General features: G+C 60.1%; 13 protein-coding genes. All 13 read left to right on the top strand.

Annotation, left to right across the window (positions count from 1 at the left end):
- Positions 1-40 precede the first annotated feature (40 nt).
- The 13 genes from flgH to C0058_RS23695 all read left to right on the top strand — a co-directional run bounded on the left by flgH (position 41) and on the right by C0058_RS23695 (position 15,436).
- Entirely contained in the window at positions 41-736 is a 696-nt protein-coding gene (gene flgH, locus C0058_RS23755) for a flagellar basal body L-ring protein FlgH (RefSeq protein WP_003214607.1), read from the top strand.
- 27 nt (positions 737-763) lie between these two features.
- Positions 764-1,852 (top strand): flagellar basal body P-ring protein FlgI, encoded by a 1,089-nt coding sequence (locus C0058_RS23750; protein WP_032899355.1) that lies wholly within the window; start codon positions 764-766, stop codon positions 1,850-1,852.
- Between the two features lie 4 nt (positions 1,853-1,856).
- The gene (flgJ, locus tag C0058_RS23745; RefSeq protein ID WP_003214604.1) at positions 1,857-3,119 is read left to right on the top strand and encodes a flagellar assembly peptidoglycan hydrolase FlgJ; all 1,263 of its coding nucleotides are present in this window, start codon (positions 1,857-1,859) and stop codon (positions 3,117-3,119) included.
- Positions 3,120-3,129: 10 nt separating this feature from the next.
- Entirely contained in the window at positions 3,130-5,166 is a 2,037-nt protein-coding gene (gene flgK / locus C0058_RS23740; protein WP_102369678.1) for a flagellar hook-associated protein FlgK, read from the top strand.
- Positions 5,167-5,180: 14 nt separating this feature from the next.
- Positions 5,181-6,764 (top strand): flagellar hook-associated protein 3, encoded by a 1,584-nt coding sequence (locus C0058_RS23735; protein ID WP_003214602.1) that lies wholly within the window; start codon positions 5,181-5,183, stop codon positions 6,762-6,764.
- Between the two features lie 303 nt (positions 6,765-7,067).
- The gene (locus tag C0058_RS23730; protein WP_003214601.1) at positions 7,068-7,997 is read left to right on the top strand and encodes a ketoacyl-ACP synthase III; all 930 of its coding nucleotides are present in this window, start codon (positions 7,068-7,070) and stop codon (positions 7,995-7,997) included.
- 266 nt (positions 7,998-8,263) lie between these two features.
- Positions 8,264-9,715, top strand: a complete 1,452-nt coding sequence (locus C0058_RS23725) for a flagellin (protein ID WP_102369677.1) — start codon at positions 8,264-8,266, stop codon at positions 9,713-9,715.
- A 74-nt stretch (positions 9,716-9,789) separates the two neighbouring features.
- The gene (locus tag C0058_RS23720) at positions 9,790-10,149 is read left to right on the top strand and encodes a flagellar protein FlaG (protein ID WP_102369676.1); all 360 of its coding nucleotides are present in this window, start codon (positions 9,790-9,792) and stop codon (positions 10,147-10,149) included.
- An 80-nt stretch (positions 10,150-10,229) separates the two neighbouring features.
- On the top strand, positions 10,230-11,621 hold the full coding sequence (fliD, locus tag C0058_RS23715) for a flagellar filament capping protein FliD (protein WP_102369675.1): 1,392 nt from the start codon (positions 10,230-10,232) through the stop codon (positions 11,619-11,621).
- 129 nt (positions 11,622-11,750) lie between these two features.
- Positions 11,751-12,146, top strand: coding sequence for a flagellar export chaperone FliS (gene fliS / locus C0058_RS23710; RefSeq protein WP_003214591.1), 396 nt, complete (start codon positions 11,751-11,753; stop codon positions 12,144-12,146).
- A gap of 24 nt (positions 12,147-12,170) precedes the next feature.
- Positions 12,171-12,467, top strand: a complete 297-nt coding sequence (locus tag C0058_RS23705) for a hypothetical protein (RefSeq protein WP_008434847.1) — start codon at positions 12,171-12,173, stop codon at positions 12,465-12,467.
- Positions 12,468-12,638: 171 nt separating this feature from the next.
- Positions 12,639-14,114, top strand: a complete 1,476-nt coding sequence (locus C0058_RS23700) for a sigma-54 dependent transcriptional regulator (RefSeq protein WP_003214588.1) — start codon at positions 12,639-12,641, stop codon at positions 14,112-14,114.
- Positions 14,115-14,224: 110 nt separating this feature from the next.
- Positions 14,225-15,436, top strand: coding sequence for a PAS domain-containing sensor histidine kinase (locus C0058_RS23695; RefSeq protein ID WP_043225993.1), 1,212 nt, complete (start codon positions 14,225-14,227; stop codon positions 15,434-15,436).
- Positions 15,437-15,442 lie beyond the last annotated feature (6 nt).

Below are 15,442 nucleotides of genomic sequence, written 5' to 3'. Positions count from 1 at the left end.
GCGCCCTTGAAGGCGCCTGCAACACCGTGAGGTATGGGTCATGAATCGCTATGTTTCTGTTCTGGCATTGAGTGGGATTGCTGTGCTCGCGGGCTGTGTCGCCCCGACGCCTAAGCCCAATGACCCGTACTATGCGCCGGTGTTGCCGCGCACGCCGTTGCCGGCGGCCGCCAACAATGGCTCGATCTACCAGGCCGGGTTCGAACAGAACCTGTACAGCGACCGCAAGGCCTTCCGGGTCGGTGACATCATCACCATCACGCTGAACGAGAAGACCCAGGCGAGCAAGAACGCCAACTCGCAGATCGGCAAGACCAGCAAGACCAGCATCGGCCTGACTTCATTGTTTGGCGGTGTACCGAACACCAACAACCCGCTGGGCAGCGGTGACCTGAGCCTGGACGCCGGCTACAGCGGCGACCGCGCCACCAACGGCAAGAGTGCGGCAGGGCAGGGCAACAGCCTGACCGGCTCGATCACCGTGACCGTGGCCGACGTGCTGCCCAACGGCATCATTGCCGTACGCGGCGAGAAGTGGATGACCCTCAACACCGGTGACGAACTGGTGCGCATTGCGGGCATGGTTCGCGCCGACGATATCTCCACCGACAACACCGTGCCGTCGACACGGATTGCCGATGCACGCATCACCTACTCGGGTACGGGTTCGTTTGCTGACGCCAGTCAGCCGGGCTGGTTTGACCGTTTCTTCCTTAGCCCGCTGTTCCCTTTCTAGGTGATCACTTTGAACTTCAAACAGCTGATGGCTGCGATGTTGCTGCTGGCCCTGAGCGCAGGCGCCCAGGCCGAGCGCTTGAAAGACATCGCGAGCATTTCCGGCGTGCGGTCCAACCAGCTGATCGGCTACGGCCTGGTGGTGGGGCTTAACGGCACCGGTGACCAGACCACCCAGACCCCGTTCACCCTGCAGACCTTCAACAACATGCTCTCGCAGTTCGGCATCAAGGTGCCGCCGGGCTCGGGCAACGTGCAGTTGAAGAACGTCGCGGCGGTGTCCATCAGCGCTGACTTGCCGCCGTTCGCCAAGCCGGGGCAGGTGGTCGATATCACCGTCTCGTCCATGGGTAACTCGAAAAGCCTGCGCGGCGGCACCTTGCTGATGACCCCGCTCAAAGGTATCGACGGCAACGTCTACGCCATTGCCCAGGGCAACCTGGTGGTGGGTGGCTTTGATGCCGAAGGTCGCGACGGTTCGAAGATCACCGTCAACGTGCCGTCGGCCGGGCGGATTCCCGGTGGTGCCTCGGTGGAGCGCACCGTGCCCAGCGGCTTCAACCAGGGCAACAGCCTGACCCTGAACCTCAACCGCTCTGACTTCACCACCGCCAAGCGCGTGGTCGACAAGATCAATGAGCTGCTCGGCCCGGGCGTGGCCCAGGCCATCGATGGCGGCTCGGTTCGTGTGACGGCACCGCTGGACCCAAGCCAGCGTGTGGACTACCTGTCTCTGCTGGAAAACCTTGAGGTTGACCCGGGCCAGGCGGTGGCGAAAGTCATCATCAACTCGCGGACCGGCACCATCGTGATCGGCCAGAACGTCAAGGTTTCGCCAGCGGCCGTGACCCACGGCAGCCTGACCGTGACCATCACCGAAGACCCGATCGTCAGCCAGCCTGGCCCGTTGTCCAACGGCCAGACTGCCGTGGTCCCCCGTTCGCGGGTGAATGCCCAGCAAGAAGCCAAGCCGATGTTCAAGTTCGGCCCCGGCACCACCCTGGACGAGATTGTCCGTGCGGTGAACCAGGTGGGCGCAGCGCCCGGCGACTTGATGGCGATCCTCGAAGCATTGAAACAGGCCGGCGCCTTGCAAGCCGACCTGATCGTGATCTGACGCCATGGCCATGGACATGCGCAAGAGCGGCCTGACCAGCACGGCGGATTCGGGTTCCTATTCCGACCTCAACCGGCTTAACCAGTTGAAGGTCGGCGACAAGAACAGCGACGGCAACATGCGCAAGGTCGCGCAGGAATTTGAGTCGCTGTTTCTCGGCGAGATGCTCAAGTCCATGCGTTCGGCCACCGAAGCCCTGGGCAAGGACAACCCGCTGAATACCCCGGCGGCCAAGCAGTACCAGGAAATGTACGACCAGCAGTTGGCGGTTTCCCTGTCTCGCGAGGGCGGCGGTATCGGCCTGGCGGACGTGCTGCTGCGCCAGATGCAAAAGAACAAACCGGTGGACGCCCAGGCGGCCACCCTGCAAGGCCCGGCTGCGCCCGCGAAGAAGGTGGATGTGCCGACTGAAATTGCCGCCGGTACCAAGGCCGATGGCCCGCTGGGCCGCAGCAATGGTCAGCGACCATTGTGGGCATACCGCGTGGCGGTGCCTGAAGGCACCAACTCCCACGCCAACGACATGGCGCTGATGAACCAGCGGCGCATCTCGTTGCCGAGCAAGCTGACGGATCGCCTGCTGGCCGGCATCGTGCCGGGTGCCGAGGCTTCCACTGCCGCCAAGGCCGCGCCGCTGCGTAACAGCGCTGCCGATGATGGCGTGGTCAACAGCACCGCCCGCAGCCTTGCCGCCATACCGCCTCGCGGGCAGATGCAGGTTTACGGCCGCGCCGTAGCCCAGCCACCGCTGGCACCGGCGAAGAAAGCCTTCAGCTCGCAGGATGAATTTGTCGCCACCATGTTGCCGATGGCCAAGCAGGCCGCTGCGAGGATTGGCGTCGATCCACGCTACCTGGTGGCCCAGGCCGCCCTGGAAACCGGTTGGGGTAAATCGGTGATGCGTGCCGAGGATGGCACCAGCAGCCACAACCTGTTCGGTATCAAGGCCGGCCAGAGTTGGCAGGGCGAACAGGCCCGGGCGATCACCAGCGAGTTTCGCGATGGCGCGATGGTCAAGGAGACGGCGCAGTTCCGTTCCTACAATTCCTACCAGGACAGCTTCCATGACCTGGTCACGTTGCTGCAAAGCAATGATCGCTATAAAGAAGTTGTGAAATCAGCCGACAACCCGGAACAGTTTGTGCGCGAGTTGCAAAAAGCCGGTTATGCAACCGACCCGGATTACGCCAGCAAGATTTCGCAGATCGCAAAAACGATGAACAGCTACCAGAACTACGCTGCCGCGGGCGCTTCCACTCATTTATAAGGTCTGAATCATGAGTTTGCTCAATATCGGGATGTCGGGGCTCAATGCCGCCCAGGGATCGTTGTCGGTCTTAAGTAACAACATCGCCAACGTCAACACCCCGGGATACTCGCGTCAACAGAGCGCTCAGACCGCGAATGCGTCGAACGCCTACGGCGGCGTATTTATCGGCACCGGTACGACCCTGGCGGACGTGCGTCGGGTGTACAACCAGTTCCTCACCACGGCTTACCAGAACAGCACGGCACTCGACAGCGATGCCAACGCCTACCTGGACCAGGCCAGTGCCATCGACAAGACCTTGTCGGATTCCAACACCGGCATGTCTTCGGTGCTCAGTGCCTTTTTCGCGGCGGCGCAGACGGCTTCTGCCACCCCGGGCGACGTGTCCGCGCGCCAATTGCTGCTGACCAGCGCCCAGACCCTGAGCAACCGCTTCAACTCCATTTCCGGCCAGTTGAACCAGCAGAAACAAACGATCAACAGTCAGTTGAGCACCATGACGGATCAGGTCAACAAGCTGACGTCCTCGATCGCCTCGCTCAACAAGCAGATTGCCCAGGCCCAGGGGACTTCCAGCAGTGCGCCGGCCAACCTGCTGGACTCGCGTGACGAAGCGGTGCGCTCGCTCAACGAGCTGATCGGCGTTACGGCCACGGAAAAAAACGGACAGTTCAGTATTACGACCGGTACGGGGCAGTCGCTGGTGGAAGGCGGGATATCCAATAATATCTCTGCGGTACCGAGTAGCACTGACAATAGCCAGTACACCATCCAGCTCTCGATGGGCGACTCGTCCATTGACCTTGGCAATGTGGTCACCGGCGGCAGTATCGGTGGCTTGCTGCGCTATCGCAGTGACGTGCTGATGCCGGCCATCAATGATCTGGGGCGCATCGCGATTGCCACGGCAGACACGATCAACAACCAGTTGGGCCAGGGCCTGGACCTCAACGGCGAATTCGGTTCGTCGCTGTTCACCGATATCAACAGCGCGGCGGCGATTTCCCAGCGTAGCCAAGGGGCCGCCGGCAACAGCGCGGGGTCTGGCAACCTGAATGTCACGATCAAGGACAGCAGCCAGCTGATGACCTACGACTACAAAGTCACGTTTACCAGCGGTAACCAGTACAACGTCGTCCGCTCCGACGGCAAGGCCATGGGTTCGTTCGACACCACCACCACGCCGCCGCCGGTGATTGATGGCTTTACCCTGGCACTGGACGGCAAAGGGCCCATGGCTGCCGGTGACAGCTTCAAGGTCAGCCCCACGGCCAACGGGGCCACGGGCATCGGTGTCGATCTGAAGGACGTCAACAAGCTCGCCTTCGCGGGCCCCTTGGCGGGGAACGCAAGCAAGACCAACACCGGCACCGGTACGTTCACACCGCCTCAGCTGACTGTGCCGCTGGATATTCATGGCGGCGCTGATACCGCCCAGTTGCGCGCCGGCATCGAAAACTCCATGCCGGTAAAAATGCTCTTTGGCAAGCCGGCCGCCGACGGCACCCAGTCGTATACGGTGAGCGACGCGCAAGGCAATCCGATCGGCAGTGGCACCATCATCCCGGGCCAGGGCAACAAGATCAGCATCAACGTACCGATGCGCGATGCCTCCGGTGCGTTGATCCCGGGCAAAAGCTTCAACTTCGACACCACGGTCGGCGGCTCGCCTGCCAATGGTGACAGCACGACTTTCTCGTTCAACGCTTCGGGCACCTCCGACAACCGCAACGCCCAGCAATTGCTGGACTTGCAGACCAAGGCCACCGTAGGCGCCAGCGACGGCAGCCCGGGTGTGAGCCTGGTCAGCGCCAACGCCCGACTCGTGTCGCAGGTGGGCTCCAAAGCCAGCCAGGCCGCTACCGACTCCACCGCGACGGGTGCGCTGTTGGCAGCGAACAAGGCGGCCAGCAACTCGGTGTCCCAGGTCAACCTGGATGAAGAGGCGGGTGACATGATCAAGTTCCAGCAGTACTACACCGCGTCGTCGCAGATCATCAAGGCTGCGCAAGAAACTTTCAGCACACTGATTAATGCCCTTTAAAGGAGTCTGGGACGATGCGTATTTCTACACAGCAGTATTTCGACACCAGCGCCAGCAAGTACCAGACGAACTATTCCGGTGTGGTGAAAGCCCAGGACCAGGCGAGCAGCGGTATCCGGGTGCAGACCGCCTCCGATGACCCGGTCGCCGCCGCGCGCTTGCTGCAATTGCAGCAACAGAAAGACATGCTTGGCCAGTTCAACGGCAACATCAACACCCTGCAGAACTCGCTGACCAACGAAGAATCGGTGTTAAAGAGCATCAACACCGCCTTGCAGCGCGGTAATGAACTGGCGCTGCGTGCGGCCAACCAGTCCCTGAGCGATGACGATCGTAAATCCATCGCCAGCGAAGTGGGCGCGCTTGAGGACCAGGTGCTGGGCTTGCTCAACTCCAAGGATGCCAACGGCAACTACATGTTTTCCGGGTCGAAAACCGACACGCCGCCTTACATCCGCAATAACGACGGCACCTACACGTATCAGGGTGACGAGACGCCGCTGAGCTTGCAGATCTCGGACAATCTGTCGATGGCGGGGGGCGACACCGGTAAGTCGATGATGGAAAGTTCAACCAACACCGGTCGCACCCAGGCTACGTTGTTGCCGCCTGCGGTCAATGACGGCAAGGTCGCGGTATCGGCGGGCACGGTGACCTCCGGTGTCACCTACACCAAGAGTTTTACCGACGGCCAGCCCTACAAGCTGACCTTCAGCAGCAGCACGCAGTATTCCGTGACCGACAAGGACGGTAACGACGTTACCTCCGAGATTCCCGGCAACGGCACTTTCGACGCGACCAAAGAGGGCGCATCCAGCGTCAACCTGCGCGGCGTCAAGTTCGATATCAGCCTGACGCTCGGCGCGGACGTTGCGCCCGGCGCTGACTCCGACGCACTGGTGGCGGGCAAGGCGTTCACCCTGCAATCCAAGCCGGACACCTTCAGTGCTTCGCGTTCGCCAGGCAACGCGTCGACTGCACAAGTCACCGGTGGCCAGGTGACGGATCAGGCGGCCTACGCCAGCACCTTCCCTGATACCGGTGCGGTGATCAAATTCACCAGCGGCACCACGTATGAGGTGTATGCGCAGCCCTACAGTCCGAACAGCAAGACCATCGCGACCGGCACCATGGCTGCCGGTGCCACCTCGATCAACGCGGCCGGCGTGACGTTCGACATCAGTGGTGCGCCAGGGGCGGGCGACCAGTTTGCGGTCAGCGCCGTCAGCAACAAGAACGAAAACGCCCTGGACACGTTGAGCCAATTGCGCAAAGCCCTGGAAACGCCGGCTGACGGCAACCTGGTCGCGCAGAACAACCTCAAGGATGTGGTGGCCAAAACCATCGGCAACCTGAACAACGCCAGTTCACAGATTGACCAGGTGCGCGGCTCCATCGGTGCTCGCCAGAATGCCCTGGATCTTCAAACAGATGAAAACACCAGCCTGGGGACTGCCAATACCAACACCATGAGTTCCTTGGGCAACGTCGACATGGGTCAGGCGGCGATCAACCTGCAGCTTCAGCAAACCATGCTGCAGGCCTCTCAGTTGGCCTTTGTGAAAATCTCTCAGTTGAGCCTGTTCAACAAAATGTGATGTCCGCAGCTGCAAACCGGCGGCTCACCCTGGAAACGGGGTGGGCCGTTGTGCTTTTTGGCGTTTGTATGTCCCCGTGTTTCGCACAAAGCGCAGAAAATTGAGTGACCTGTGAGTCATAAAGCGCATCTTCACTGTATCGTGTGAAAAGGATAGGTCGTCGCCAGGTCTCTGCGAGGGCCTGCCGCCAGGGTACAAAGGCGGTTTTCGGCGAGTTTTTTGCGGGGTCATCCCCATTATTGTCAGCACCCGGCGACGTGTCTCGCGGGGTGTTCTCCAGCTATTTAGTATTGGGAAGCCACAATGATTGGCATAAAAAGCATCGCCAGTTACGTGCCGGCAGACGGGATTGATAACTACGCCCAGGGTGCCAAATTCGCCAAGGATGAAGAATTCATCATTGGCAAGATCGGTTCGGCGTTCCTGCCGCGCAAGGATGCCGCGCAGGAAACCTCCGATCTGTGCGTCGAGGCGGTCAACGCCTTGTTTGCCAACAACCCCGATTTGAAGCGCGAGTCCATCGATGCGCTGATCGTCGTTACCCAGAATGGCGACGAAGAGGGCTTGCCTCACACCGCCGCCATCGTCCAGGACAAGCTGGGCCTGCCGACGCACGTGGCGGCCTTCGATATTTCCCTGGGCTGCTCGGGCTACGTCTACGGCATCTATGCGATGAAGGGCTTCATGGAGGCTACCGGCCTGAAGAACGGCCTGCTGGTGACCGCCGATCCGTACTCGAAGATCGTCGACCCGGAAGACCGCAACACCACCATGCTGTTCGGCGATGCCGCTACCGCCACCTGGATGGGTGAAGATGCGCCGTGGCAGTTGGGCAAGTCCAAGTTCGGCACTGACGGCTCCGGTGCGCCGCACTTGAAGGTCAGCGATGGCGTGTTCTTCATGAACGGCCGCCAGGTGTTCAACTTCGCCTTGCTCAAGGTGCCGGCGCATTTGCACGAGCTGCTCAACGAATCGGACCTCAAGGCTGACGAGATCGATGCGTTCTGCATCCACCAGGGCAGTGCGGCGATTGTCGACGCCGTGGCCCGACGTTTCGAAGACGCGCCGGTGGACAAGTTCATCAAGGACATGGTCGAGACCGGCAATACTGTGTCCTCGAGCATTCCGCTGCTGCTGGAAAAGCACATGCTCGACTCCACCTGGAAGCGCGTCGCCATCAGTGGTTTTGGTGTGGGGCTGTCCTGGGGCTCGGCGATTTTGCACCGCCCTTGACGACTTAAAGGCGCTGCACAAAAAAACGCCCATGATCGAAAGATCATGGGCGTTTTTTATTTGGCGCCAGAAAGCCAACAATTGCTGGGGTTTGGGCTATCGTAAATGCTTGAATTAAAAGGGGTGGCACGGCGCCAGTAAAAAAAATCAAAAAAGTCCTCAAGCAACCTGCTTTCACGACGATAACTATTACGAAGGTTCTCTAGGCCACACCCGGCGGTTGCCAGGGCCGGAAGCCGCAGTACACCACCCACGAGGATTTCGTCATGGCATTAACAGTAAACACCAACCTTGCTTCGTTGACCGTTCAGAACAACCTGAACAAGGCTTCCAGCGCCCTGCAAACTTCCATGCAGCGCCTGTCCTCCGGCCTGCGTATCAACAGCGCCAAAGACGATGCGGCCGGCCTGCAAATCGCTGGTCGTCTGACCAGCCAGATCAACGGCCTGGGCGTTGCCATCAAGAACGCCGGTGACGGTAACTCCATCGCGCAAACTGCTGAAGGCGCGATGCAGCAATCCACCAACATTCTGCAGACCATGCGTTCCCTGGCTCTGTCGTCCGCTAACGGCTCCCTCAGCGCTGACGACCGTAAGTCGAACCAGGCTCAGTACGCTGCTCTGACTTCTGAATTGACCCGTATCGCTTCTACCACCACTTTCGGTGGTCGTAACCTGCTGGACGGTTCTTTCGGTACTACCGCTTTCCAAGTGGGCGCCAACGCCAACCAGACCATCAACATGAGCCTGGGCAACGTATCGGCTAACAACATTGGTTCGCAGCAGCTGCTGTCCAATGCTCCGACACCAGGCGCCGGTATTGCAGGCGGCAAAATCACCGTTACCGGTGGTGGCCAGGTATCTGATGAACTGACCATTGCCGCAAAAGCCTCGGCCAAGGATATCGCTGCCCAGTTGAACGGCGCAGTCGGTGGCCTGCAGGCTACCGCTAGCACCGAAGCCAAGTTCACTGTGCCTACTACCTTCCCGGCGGCCACTCCAAGCGGAGCGTTCACCCTGACAGTCGGTAGCGGTACTACTGCTCCTAAAGTTTCGTTCACCGGCATCACCAGCGCTGCTGACCTTGCCGGCCAACTGAACTCCAACGCTGCCAAGCTGGGCATCAGCGTTAACTTCGATCAGTCGACCGGCTCTCTGTCGATCAAGTCCGACTCGGGTGAGAACTTCACCTTCTCCGCAGCTGACACTGGTGGTGCGACCATCGGTGTTCAGACCAAAGGCGGCGATGGCAAGTTTGGCACCGCAGCAAACCTGTCTACTACTACTGACGTGATTGCCACCGGCGCTGTAGCCTTGAACTCCAGCTCCAGCTACTCCCTGTCTGGCGACGGCGTTCCCGGCGTGTTCGGTGACGGGACTGCAACCGCTGTTAACTCGGCTAAAGTCGTTGTCAGCAACACTGACGTGACCACCGCTGCCAATGCTCAGAGCGCTGTTGACGTGCTGACCCAGGCACTGTCCACCATCGACTCCCAGCGTGCTGACCTCGGTGCTGTACAAAACCGTTTCGACAACACCATCGCCAACCTGCAGAGCATCTCGGACAACTCCACCGCTGCTCGTGGCGTGATCCAGGACGTTGACTTCGCTTCTGAAACCGCTCAGTTGACCAAGCAACAAACCCTGCAACAGGCTTCGACTGCGATCCTGTCCCAGGCGAACCAACTGCCATCCGCTGTACTGAAGCTGCTTCAGTAATAACGGCGCTTGGTAACTGACGGAAGGGCGCGTTTACGTGCCCTTTTGTCTTTTGTCTAATGAGGTGATTGGTCATGGACATGAGCGTCAAACTGAACCTGTCTTACCCTGCGGCAGCGCCACAGAATGCACCTGCTCCTGTCAGTGCCGATCCGCAGAAACCCAAGGTGGACGCCGTTGCTGGCGCGAAAGATGCCCAGCAGCCATCGAGCCACACCGACTTGAAAAAAGCGGTCAACGACATAAACGAATTCATCCAGGCTGCCCAGCGCAAACTGGATTTTTCCATTGATGACTCCACCCACCAGGTTGTGGTCAAGGTCATTGCGACCGAAAGCGGTGAGGTCATTCGCCAGATTCCTTCGGAATTGGCCCTGAAACTCGCCCAGAGCCTTCATGACGCCAGCAGCTTGCTGTTTGACGCCAAGGTCTAAACTGGCATGAACTTTGTTGCGAAAACTGCCTAGAGCGTGATTCGTCAATAAAGCATCAGCCCCGGATTAGGAGAAAGACGATGACAGTCGTAGCAGGTCTAACGGTCAACGGCCCGGGTACGGGTATCGATGTGCAAGGCCTTGTGAAGTCGTTGGTGGGGGCGCAAACCGCACCCAAGCAAGCGCAGATCGATAGCCAGACCAAAATATCCACTGCGCAACTGACCTCGATCGGCAAGATCCAGGCGGCCCTGGATGCGTTCCGGGGCGCGCTGGACAACATGACCAAGACCGTCAACTTCAGCGGCCTGAGTGCGACGGTTTCGAACGACAAGCTCGCGACGGTCACGCTGGGCCCGGGCGCTGCGGCCGGCAACTTTACGTTGAACGTTACCAATTTGGCCACGGCGTCCAAAGTCTCCACGGCAGTGATTCCTGGTGGGCCGACGGCGGTTGTCAATTCCGGGGCTTCGGCGACGGTGTTTACGGTCTCCCAATCCGGCAAGGATTACAGCGTCAGTGTGCCGCCGGGCGGGACCCTTCAGCAGGTGCGTGACTCGCTCAATACGCAGTACGGCAATTCGGGCTTGAGTGCCAACATCCTGACCGACTCCAACGGTTCCCGGTTGGTGGTCACGTCCTCGACTACCGGTAAAGGTAGTGACATCACCTTCAAGGGCTCCTCGGGCCTGGATACGGGCGCGACGGTCGTGGGCGCGGCACCGGTGAACGCCGTGTATACTCTGGACGGCAGCCCTCAAGAGTCCACGAGCAATACCCTGCCCGACGCAATCAGTGGTGTGAGCATCACCTTGACGGGGGTTTCGGCAGCTGCCGACGGCCTTAACGGCGCTTCGACGATCAAAGTGTCTGCTAACGCCGCCACTCTTAAGTCGGCAGTCAAGGGTTTCACGGACACTTACACGGCGTTGGTCAAGGCTGTGAATGCCGAGACCCAGGTCACTACCAATGCCGACGGTTCCGTCACGCCAGGCGCGCTCACCGGGGACAGCTCTGTGCGTACCATGATGGCGTCGATACGCAATGTGATGAACTCGGTGACCGGTAGCGGCACGTTTTCATCCCTGGCGCAGTTTGGCGTGACCACGGACCAGACAGCGGGCACGCTGAGCGTCAGTGATGTGGCGTTTGACAAGGCCGCCCTCACTAACGGCTCTGACATCAACAGCATCTTCACTGGCCCCACAGGGCTGTTGGCAAGCCTGACGAATGCCACCGCCAACTTTGCGCTGAGCAAGACCGGGGTGTTCGCCCAAAAGTCCACGACCCTGCAGGACAATCTCAGGGACTTGACCAACCAACAGACCGCCCTGAACACGCGCTCTGATGCCCTGACGGCCTCCCTGACGGTTAAGTACAACGCGATGGACTCCCTGGTTGCGCAGCTCAAGGCTCAAGGCGACAGCGTCATGACCACCCTCAACTCGCTGAACAATCCGAAGTCCACCTGATTGGCGGATGGATAAAGCCCGCCCAAGGCGCTGAGTCAAAGCGCCAGGCGGGCTAAAGTTTTGTGTAACGCCGTCGACATAATAATCAGCGTCCACCCTTTTAGCTGTCGCCTGTCACGAGGTAGAAACATGAATCCCATGAGAGCCCTTCGCCAATACCAGAAGGTCAACACCCACGCCCAGATCTCCGAAGCCAGCCCGCACCGCCTGGTGCAGTTGCTGATGGAAGGCGCACTGGATCGTATGGCGCAGGCCAAGGGTGCGATGGCTCGCGGTGATATCGCGCAGAAGGGGTTGATGCTGGGCAAGGCGGTGGACATCCTCGTCGGGTTGCGTGACGGCCTGAACCCCGAGAAGACCCCGGACCCGATTGCACTGCAGCAGTTGGATAACCTGTATGCCTTCATGACCATGCGCCTGCTGGAAGCCAACCGTCAGAATGACGCTGCGATGATCGATGAGGTCGCAGGTCTGATGATTACGCTCAAGGAAGGCTGGGATGGTATTGCCACAGAGGTACAGTAGGCCGTAAGGCCTGAGGACGATGTCATGAGCCAAGCATTGCAAAAAATCGACGAGACCCGTGAGGCGCTGTCCGAGGCGTTGGCTGAACGCAACTGGGGGGCGATCGGCGAACTGGATTTGGGCTGCCGCGCGTTGATCGATGCTGCGCTCAACGAGGATTCGGCGGATGAGGCAGCCATTCGGGCAAAACTGGAAGACTTGCTTTCGGTCTACCAGCAGTTGCTTGAGGCGACGACAGGGGAGCGACAGGCTATTTTCGAAGAGATGTCGCAGTTCAACCGAGCTAAACATGCGTCAAAGGTTTACCATATGTTCGGCTGAAGGCTCAGTTAATCCGAACACCGCGCGTCATAAATTTGACTGTGCACGATTTTTTGACTTAACTAGTGCTATTTTCAGACGTCAGAAAGCCGTAGCGCAGAAAATGCCTACAGCAATCTAGATTGCCCCAACTCGAGGGCATTAGAGTTTTACTAGGGAAGTTGCTATTGCATGTGGCGTGAAACCAAAATTCTGCTGATCGATGACGATAGCGTTCGGCGCCGCGATCTGGCGGTGATCCTGAATTTTCTTGGCGAAGAAAATCTACCCTGTGGCAGCCACGACTGGCAGCAGGCGGTCAGCTCTTTGTCGTCGAGCCGCGAAGTCATTTGTGTGCTGATCGGGACGGTAAACGCTCCTGGTGCAGTTCTGGGCTTGTTAAAGACACTGTCGACCTGGGATGAGTTCCTTCCGGTGTTGCTGATGGGCGATATTTCTTCCGTGGACCTTCCGGAAGACCAGCGCCGCCGCGTGCTCTCCACCCTTGAAATGCCCCCCAGCTACAGCAAATTGCTCGACTCCCTGCACCGTGCCCAGGTCTACCGCGAGATGTACGACCAGGCCCGCGAGCGCGGCCGTCACCGCGAACCCAACCTGTTCCGCAGCCTCGTCGGCACCAGTCGTGCGATCCAGCACGTGCGCCAGATGATGCAGCAAGTGGCCGACACCGACGCCAGTGTGCTGATCCTTGGCGAGTCGGGCACCGGCAAGGAAGTGGTCGCACGCAACCTGCACTACCATTCCAAGCGTCGTGACGGGCCGTTCGTGCCGGTCAACTGCGGGGCGATCCCGGCAGAACTGCTGGAAAGCGAACTGTTCGGCCACGAGAAGGGTGCCTTTACCGGGGCGATCACCAGCCGTGCCGGGCGTTTTGAACTGGCCAACGGCGGCACCCTGTTCCTCGACGAAATCGGCGACATGCCGCTGCCGATGCAGGTCAAGCTGCTGCGGGTATTGCAGGAGCGCACCTTCGAGCGCGTGGGCAGCAACAAGACCCAGAGCGTCGACGTACGCATCATCGCGGCCACCCACAAGAACCTCGAAAGCATGATCGAGGTCGGCAGCTTCCGCGAAGACCTGTACTACCGCCTCAACGTATTCCCGATCGAAATGGCGCCCCTGCGCGAGCGCGTCGAAGACATTCCGTTGCTGATGAACGAGCTGATCTCGCGCATGGAACACGAAAAGCGTGGTTCGATTCGCTTCAACTCGGCGGCGATCATGTCCCTGTGTCGCCACGGCTGGCCGGGCAACGTCCGCGAGTTGGCCAACCTGGTGGAGCGCATGGCGATCATGCATCCGTACGGGGTGATCGGCGTGGTCGAGCTGCCGAAGAAATTCCGCTACGTCGACGACGAAGACGAGCAATTGGTGGACAGCCTGCGCAGCGACCTGGAAGAGCGCGTGGCCATCAACGGCCACACACCGGACTTCGGCTCCACCGCCATGCTGCCGCCGGAAGGCCTGGACTTGAAGGACTACCTCGGCAGCCTCGAACAAGGCCTGATCCAGCAGGCACTCGACGACGCCAACGGTATCGTCGCCCGTGCCGCCGAGCGCCTGCGCATCCGTCGTACCACCCTGGTGGAGAAGATGCGCAAGTACGGCATGAGCCGCAAGGAAGGTGATGAACAGGCGGATGATTGACGCCTGTTTTTCAACTGACTGAAAACTAAGCCTATTTTTTTAGGCACGGGTATTGCTACAGCACTCGCAACGTTCCGTTTAACTGACGGTCAGCCAAGCGAGAGAGCATGATGCCCCACGCCGCCCAACTATCTTCGGTCCCTGACACTCAGGGGCCGGCCCCCTCCGTAGAGCAGATCAGCCGCCTCGGGCTTGAACAGGCTTTTTCCCTGTTCAACCAGATGTCGAGCCAGTTGACTGACTCCTACAGCCTGTTGGAAGCCCGGGTTTCCGAGCTTAAAGGCGAGTTGGCCGTGGTCAGTGCCCAGCGCATGGAAGAGCTGGCCGAGAAAGAGCGACTGGCCAACCGTCTGCAAAACCTCCTCGACCTGTTGCCCGGTGGCGTGATCGTCATCGACGAGCAGGGCCGTGTGCGCGAAGCCAACCCGGCGGCCTGCAACATGCTTGGCCTGCCGCTGGAGGGCGAGCTGTGGCGCGAGGTCATCACCCGCTGCTTTGCCCCCCGGGAAGACGACGGCCACGAAATTTCCCTCAAGGATGGACGCCGCCTGTCCATCGCCACGCGTTCCCTGGATGCCGAGCCTGGCCAGTTGGTGTTGCTCAACGACCTGACTGAAACCCGGCACCTGCAAGACCAGTTGGCCCGCCATGAGCGCCTGTCGTCTTTGGGGCGAATGGTCGCTTCCCTGGCCCACCAGATTCGTACGCCATTGTCGGCCGCGCTGATTTACGCCAGTCATTTGACTGATGAGCAATTGCCCGCCGCCACCCACCAGCGTTTTGCCGGTCGCCTCAAGGAGCGCCTGCACGAACTGGAGCATCAGGTGCGCGACATGCTGGTGTTTGCCCGCGGCGAATTGCCGCTGACCGATCGCGTCACCCCGGCCGCCTTGATGCAGTCCCTGCAAGCGGCGGCCGCCACTCATATCCAGGAAGCGTCAGTCCGTTGGCAGTGCGACAGCCATTACGGCGAGTTGCTGTGCAACCGCGACACCCTGGTGGGCGCGCTGCTCAACCTGATCGAAAACGCGACCCAGGCCAGCGGCCCCGGGGCGCGGCTCAAGGTGCACCTGTACAACCGTGGCGACACCCTGCGCCTGAGCATCAGTGACAGCGGCAGCGGGATTGACCCGGTGGTGCTGCAGCGCCTCGGCGAGCCTTTTTTTACCACCAAGACCAACGGGACCGGCCTGGGCCTGACCGTGGTCAAGGCAGTCGCCCGTGCACATCAGGGAGAATTGCAGCTGCATTCCCGGTTGGGTCGTGGCACGTGCGCGTTGATCACGCTGCCGCTGTTTTCATGCGCCGTCAGCGCGGAGTAAAAGGTC

This window comes from Pseudomonas sp. NC02 (assembly GCF_002874965.1).
GTDB lineage: Bacteria > Pseudomonadota > Gammaproteobacteria > Pseudomonadales > Pseudomonadaceae > Aquipseudomonas.
Note: the sequence above shows the minus strand (reverse complement) of the source record. Positions and strands in the feature narration are given on the sequence as shown.

Bases quoted from the DNA above. Each gene is read 5' to 3' on its own strand.
- flgH (WP_003214607.1), top strand. From the start codon at position 41: ATGAATCGCTATGTTTCTGTTCTGGCATTGAGTGGGATTGCTGTGCTC.
- C0058_RS23750 (WP_032899355.1), top strand. From the start codon at position 764: ATGGCTGCGATGTTGCTGCTGGCCCTGAGCGCAGGCGCCCAGGCCGAG.
- flgJ (WP_003214604.1), top strand. From the start codon at position 1,857: ATGGCCATGGACATGCGCAAGAGCGGCCTGACCAGCACGGCGGATTCG.
- flgK (WP_102369678.1), top strand. From the start codon at position 3,130: ATGAGTTTGCTCAATATCGGGATGTCGGGGCTCAATGCCGCCCAGGGA.
- C0058_RS23735 (WP_003214602.1), top strand. From the start codon at position 5,181: ATGCGTATTTCTACACAGCAGTATTTCGACACCAGCGCCAGCAAGTAC.
- C0058_RS23730 (WP_003214601.1), top strand. From the start codon at position 7,068: ATGATTGGCATAAAAAGCATCGCCAGTTACGTGCCGGCAGACGGGATT.
- C0058_RS23725 (WP_102369677.1), top strand. From the start codon at position 8,264: ATGGCATTAACAGTAAACACCAACCTTGCTTCGTTGACCGTTCAGAAC.
- C0058_RS23720 (WP_102369676.1), top strand. From the start codon at position 9,790: ATGGACATGAGCGTCAAACTGAACCTGTCTTACCCTGCGGCAGCGCCA.
- fliD (WP_102369675.1), top strand. From the start codon at position 10,230: ATGACAGTCGTAGCAGGTCTAACGGTCAACGGCCCGGGTACGGGTATC.
- fliS (WP_003214591.1), top strand. From the start codon at position 11,751: ATGAATCCCATGAGAGCCCTTCGCCAATACCAGAAGGTCAACACCCAC.
- C0058_RS23705 (WP_008434847.1), top strand. From the start codon at position 12,171: ATGAGCCAAGCATTGCAAAAAATCGACGAGACCCGTGAGGCGCTGTCC.
- C0058_RS23700 (WP_003214588.1), top strand. From the start codon at position 12,639: ATGTGGCGTGAAACCAAAATTCTGCTGATCGATGACGATAGCGTTCGG.
- C0058_RS23695 (WP_043225993.1), top strand. From the start codon at position 14,225: ATGCCCCACGCCGCCCAACTATCTTCGGTCCCTGACACTCAGGGGCCG.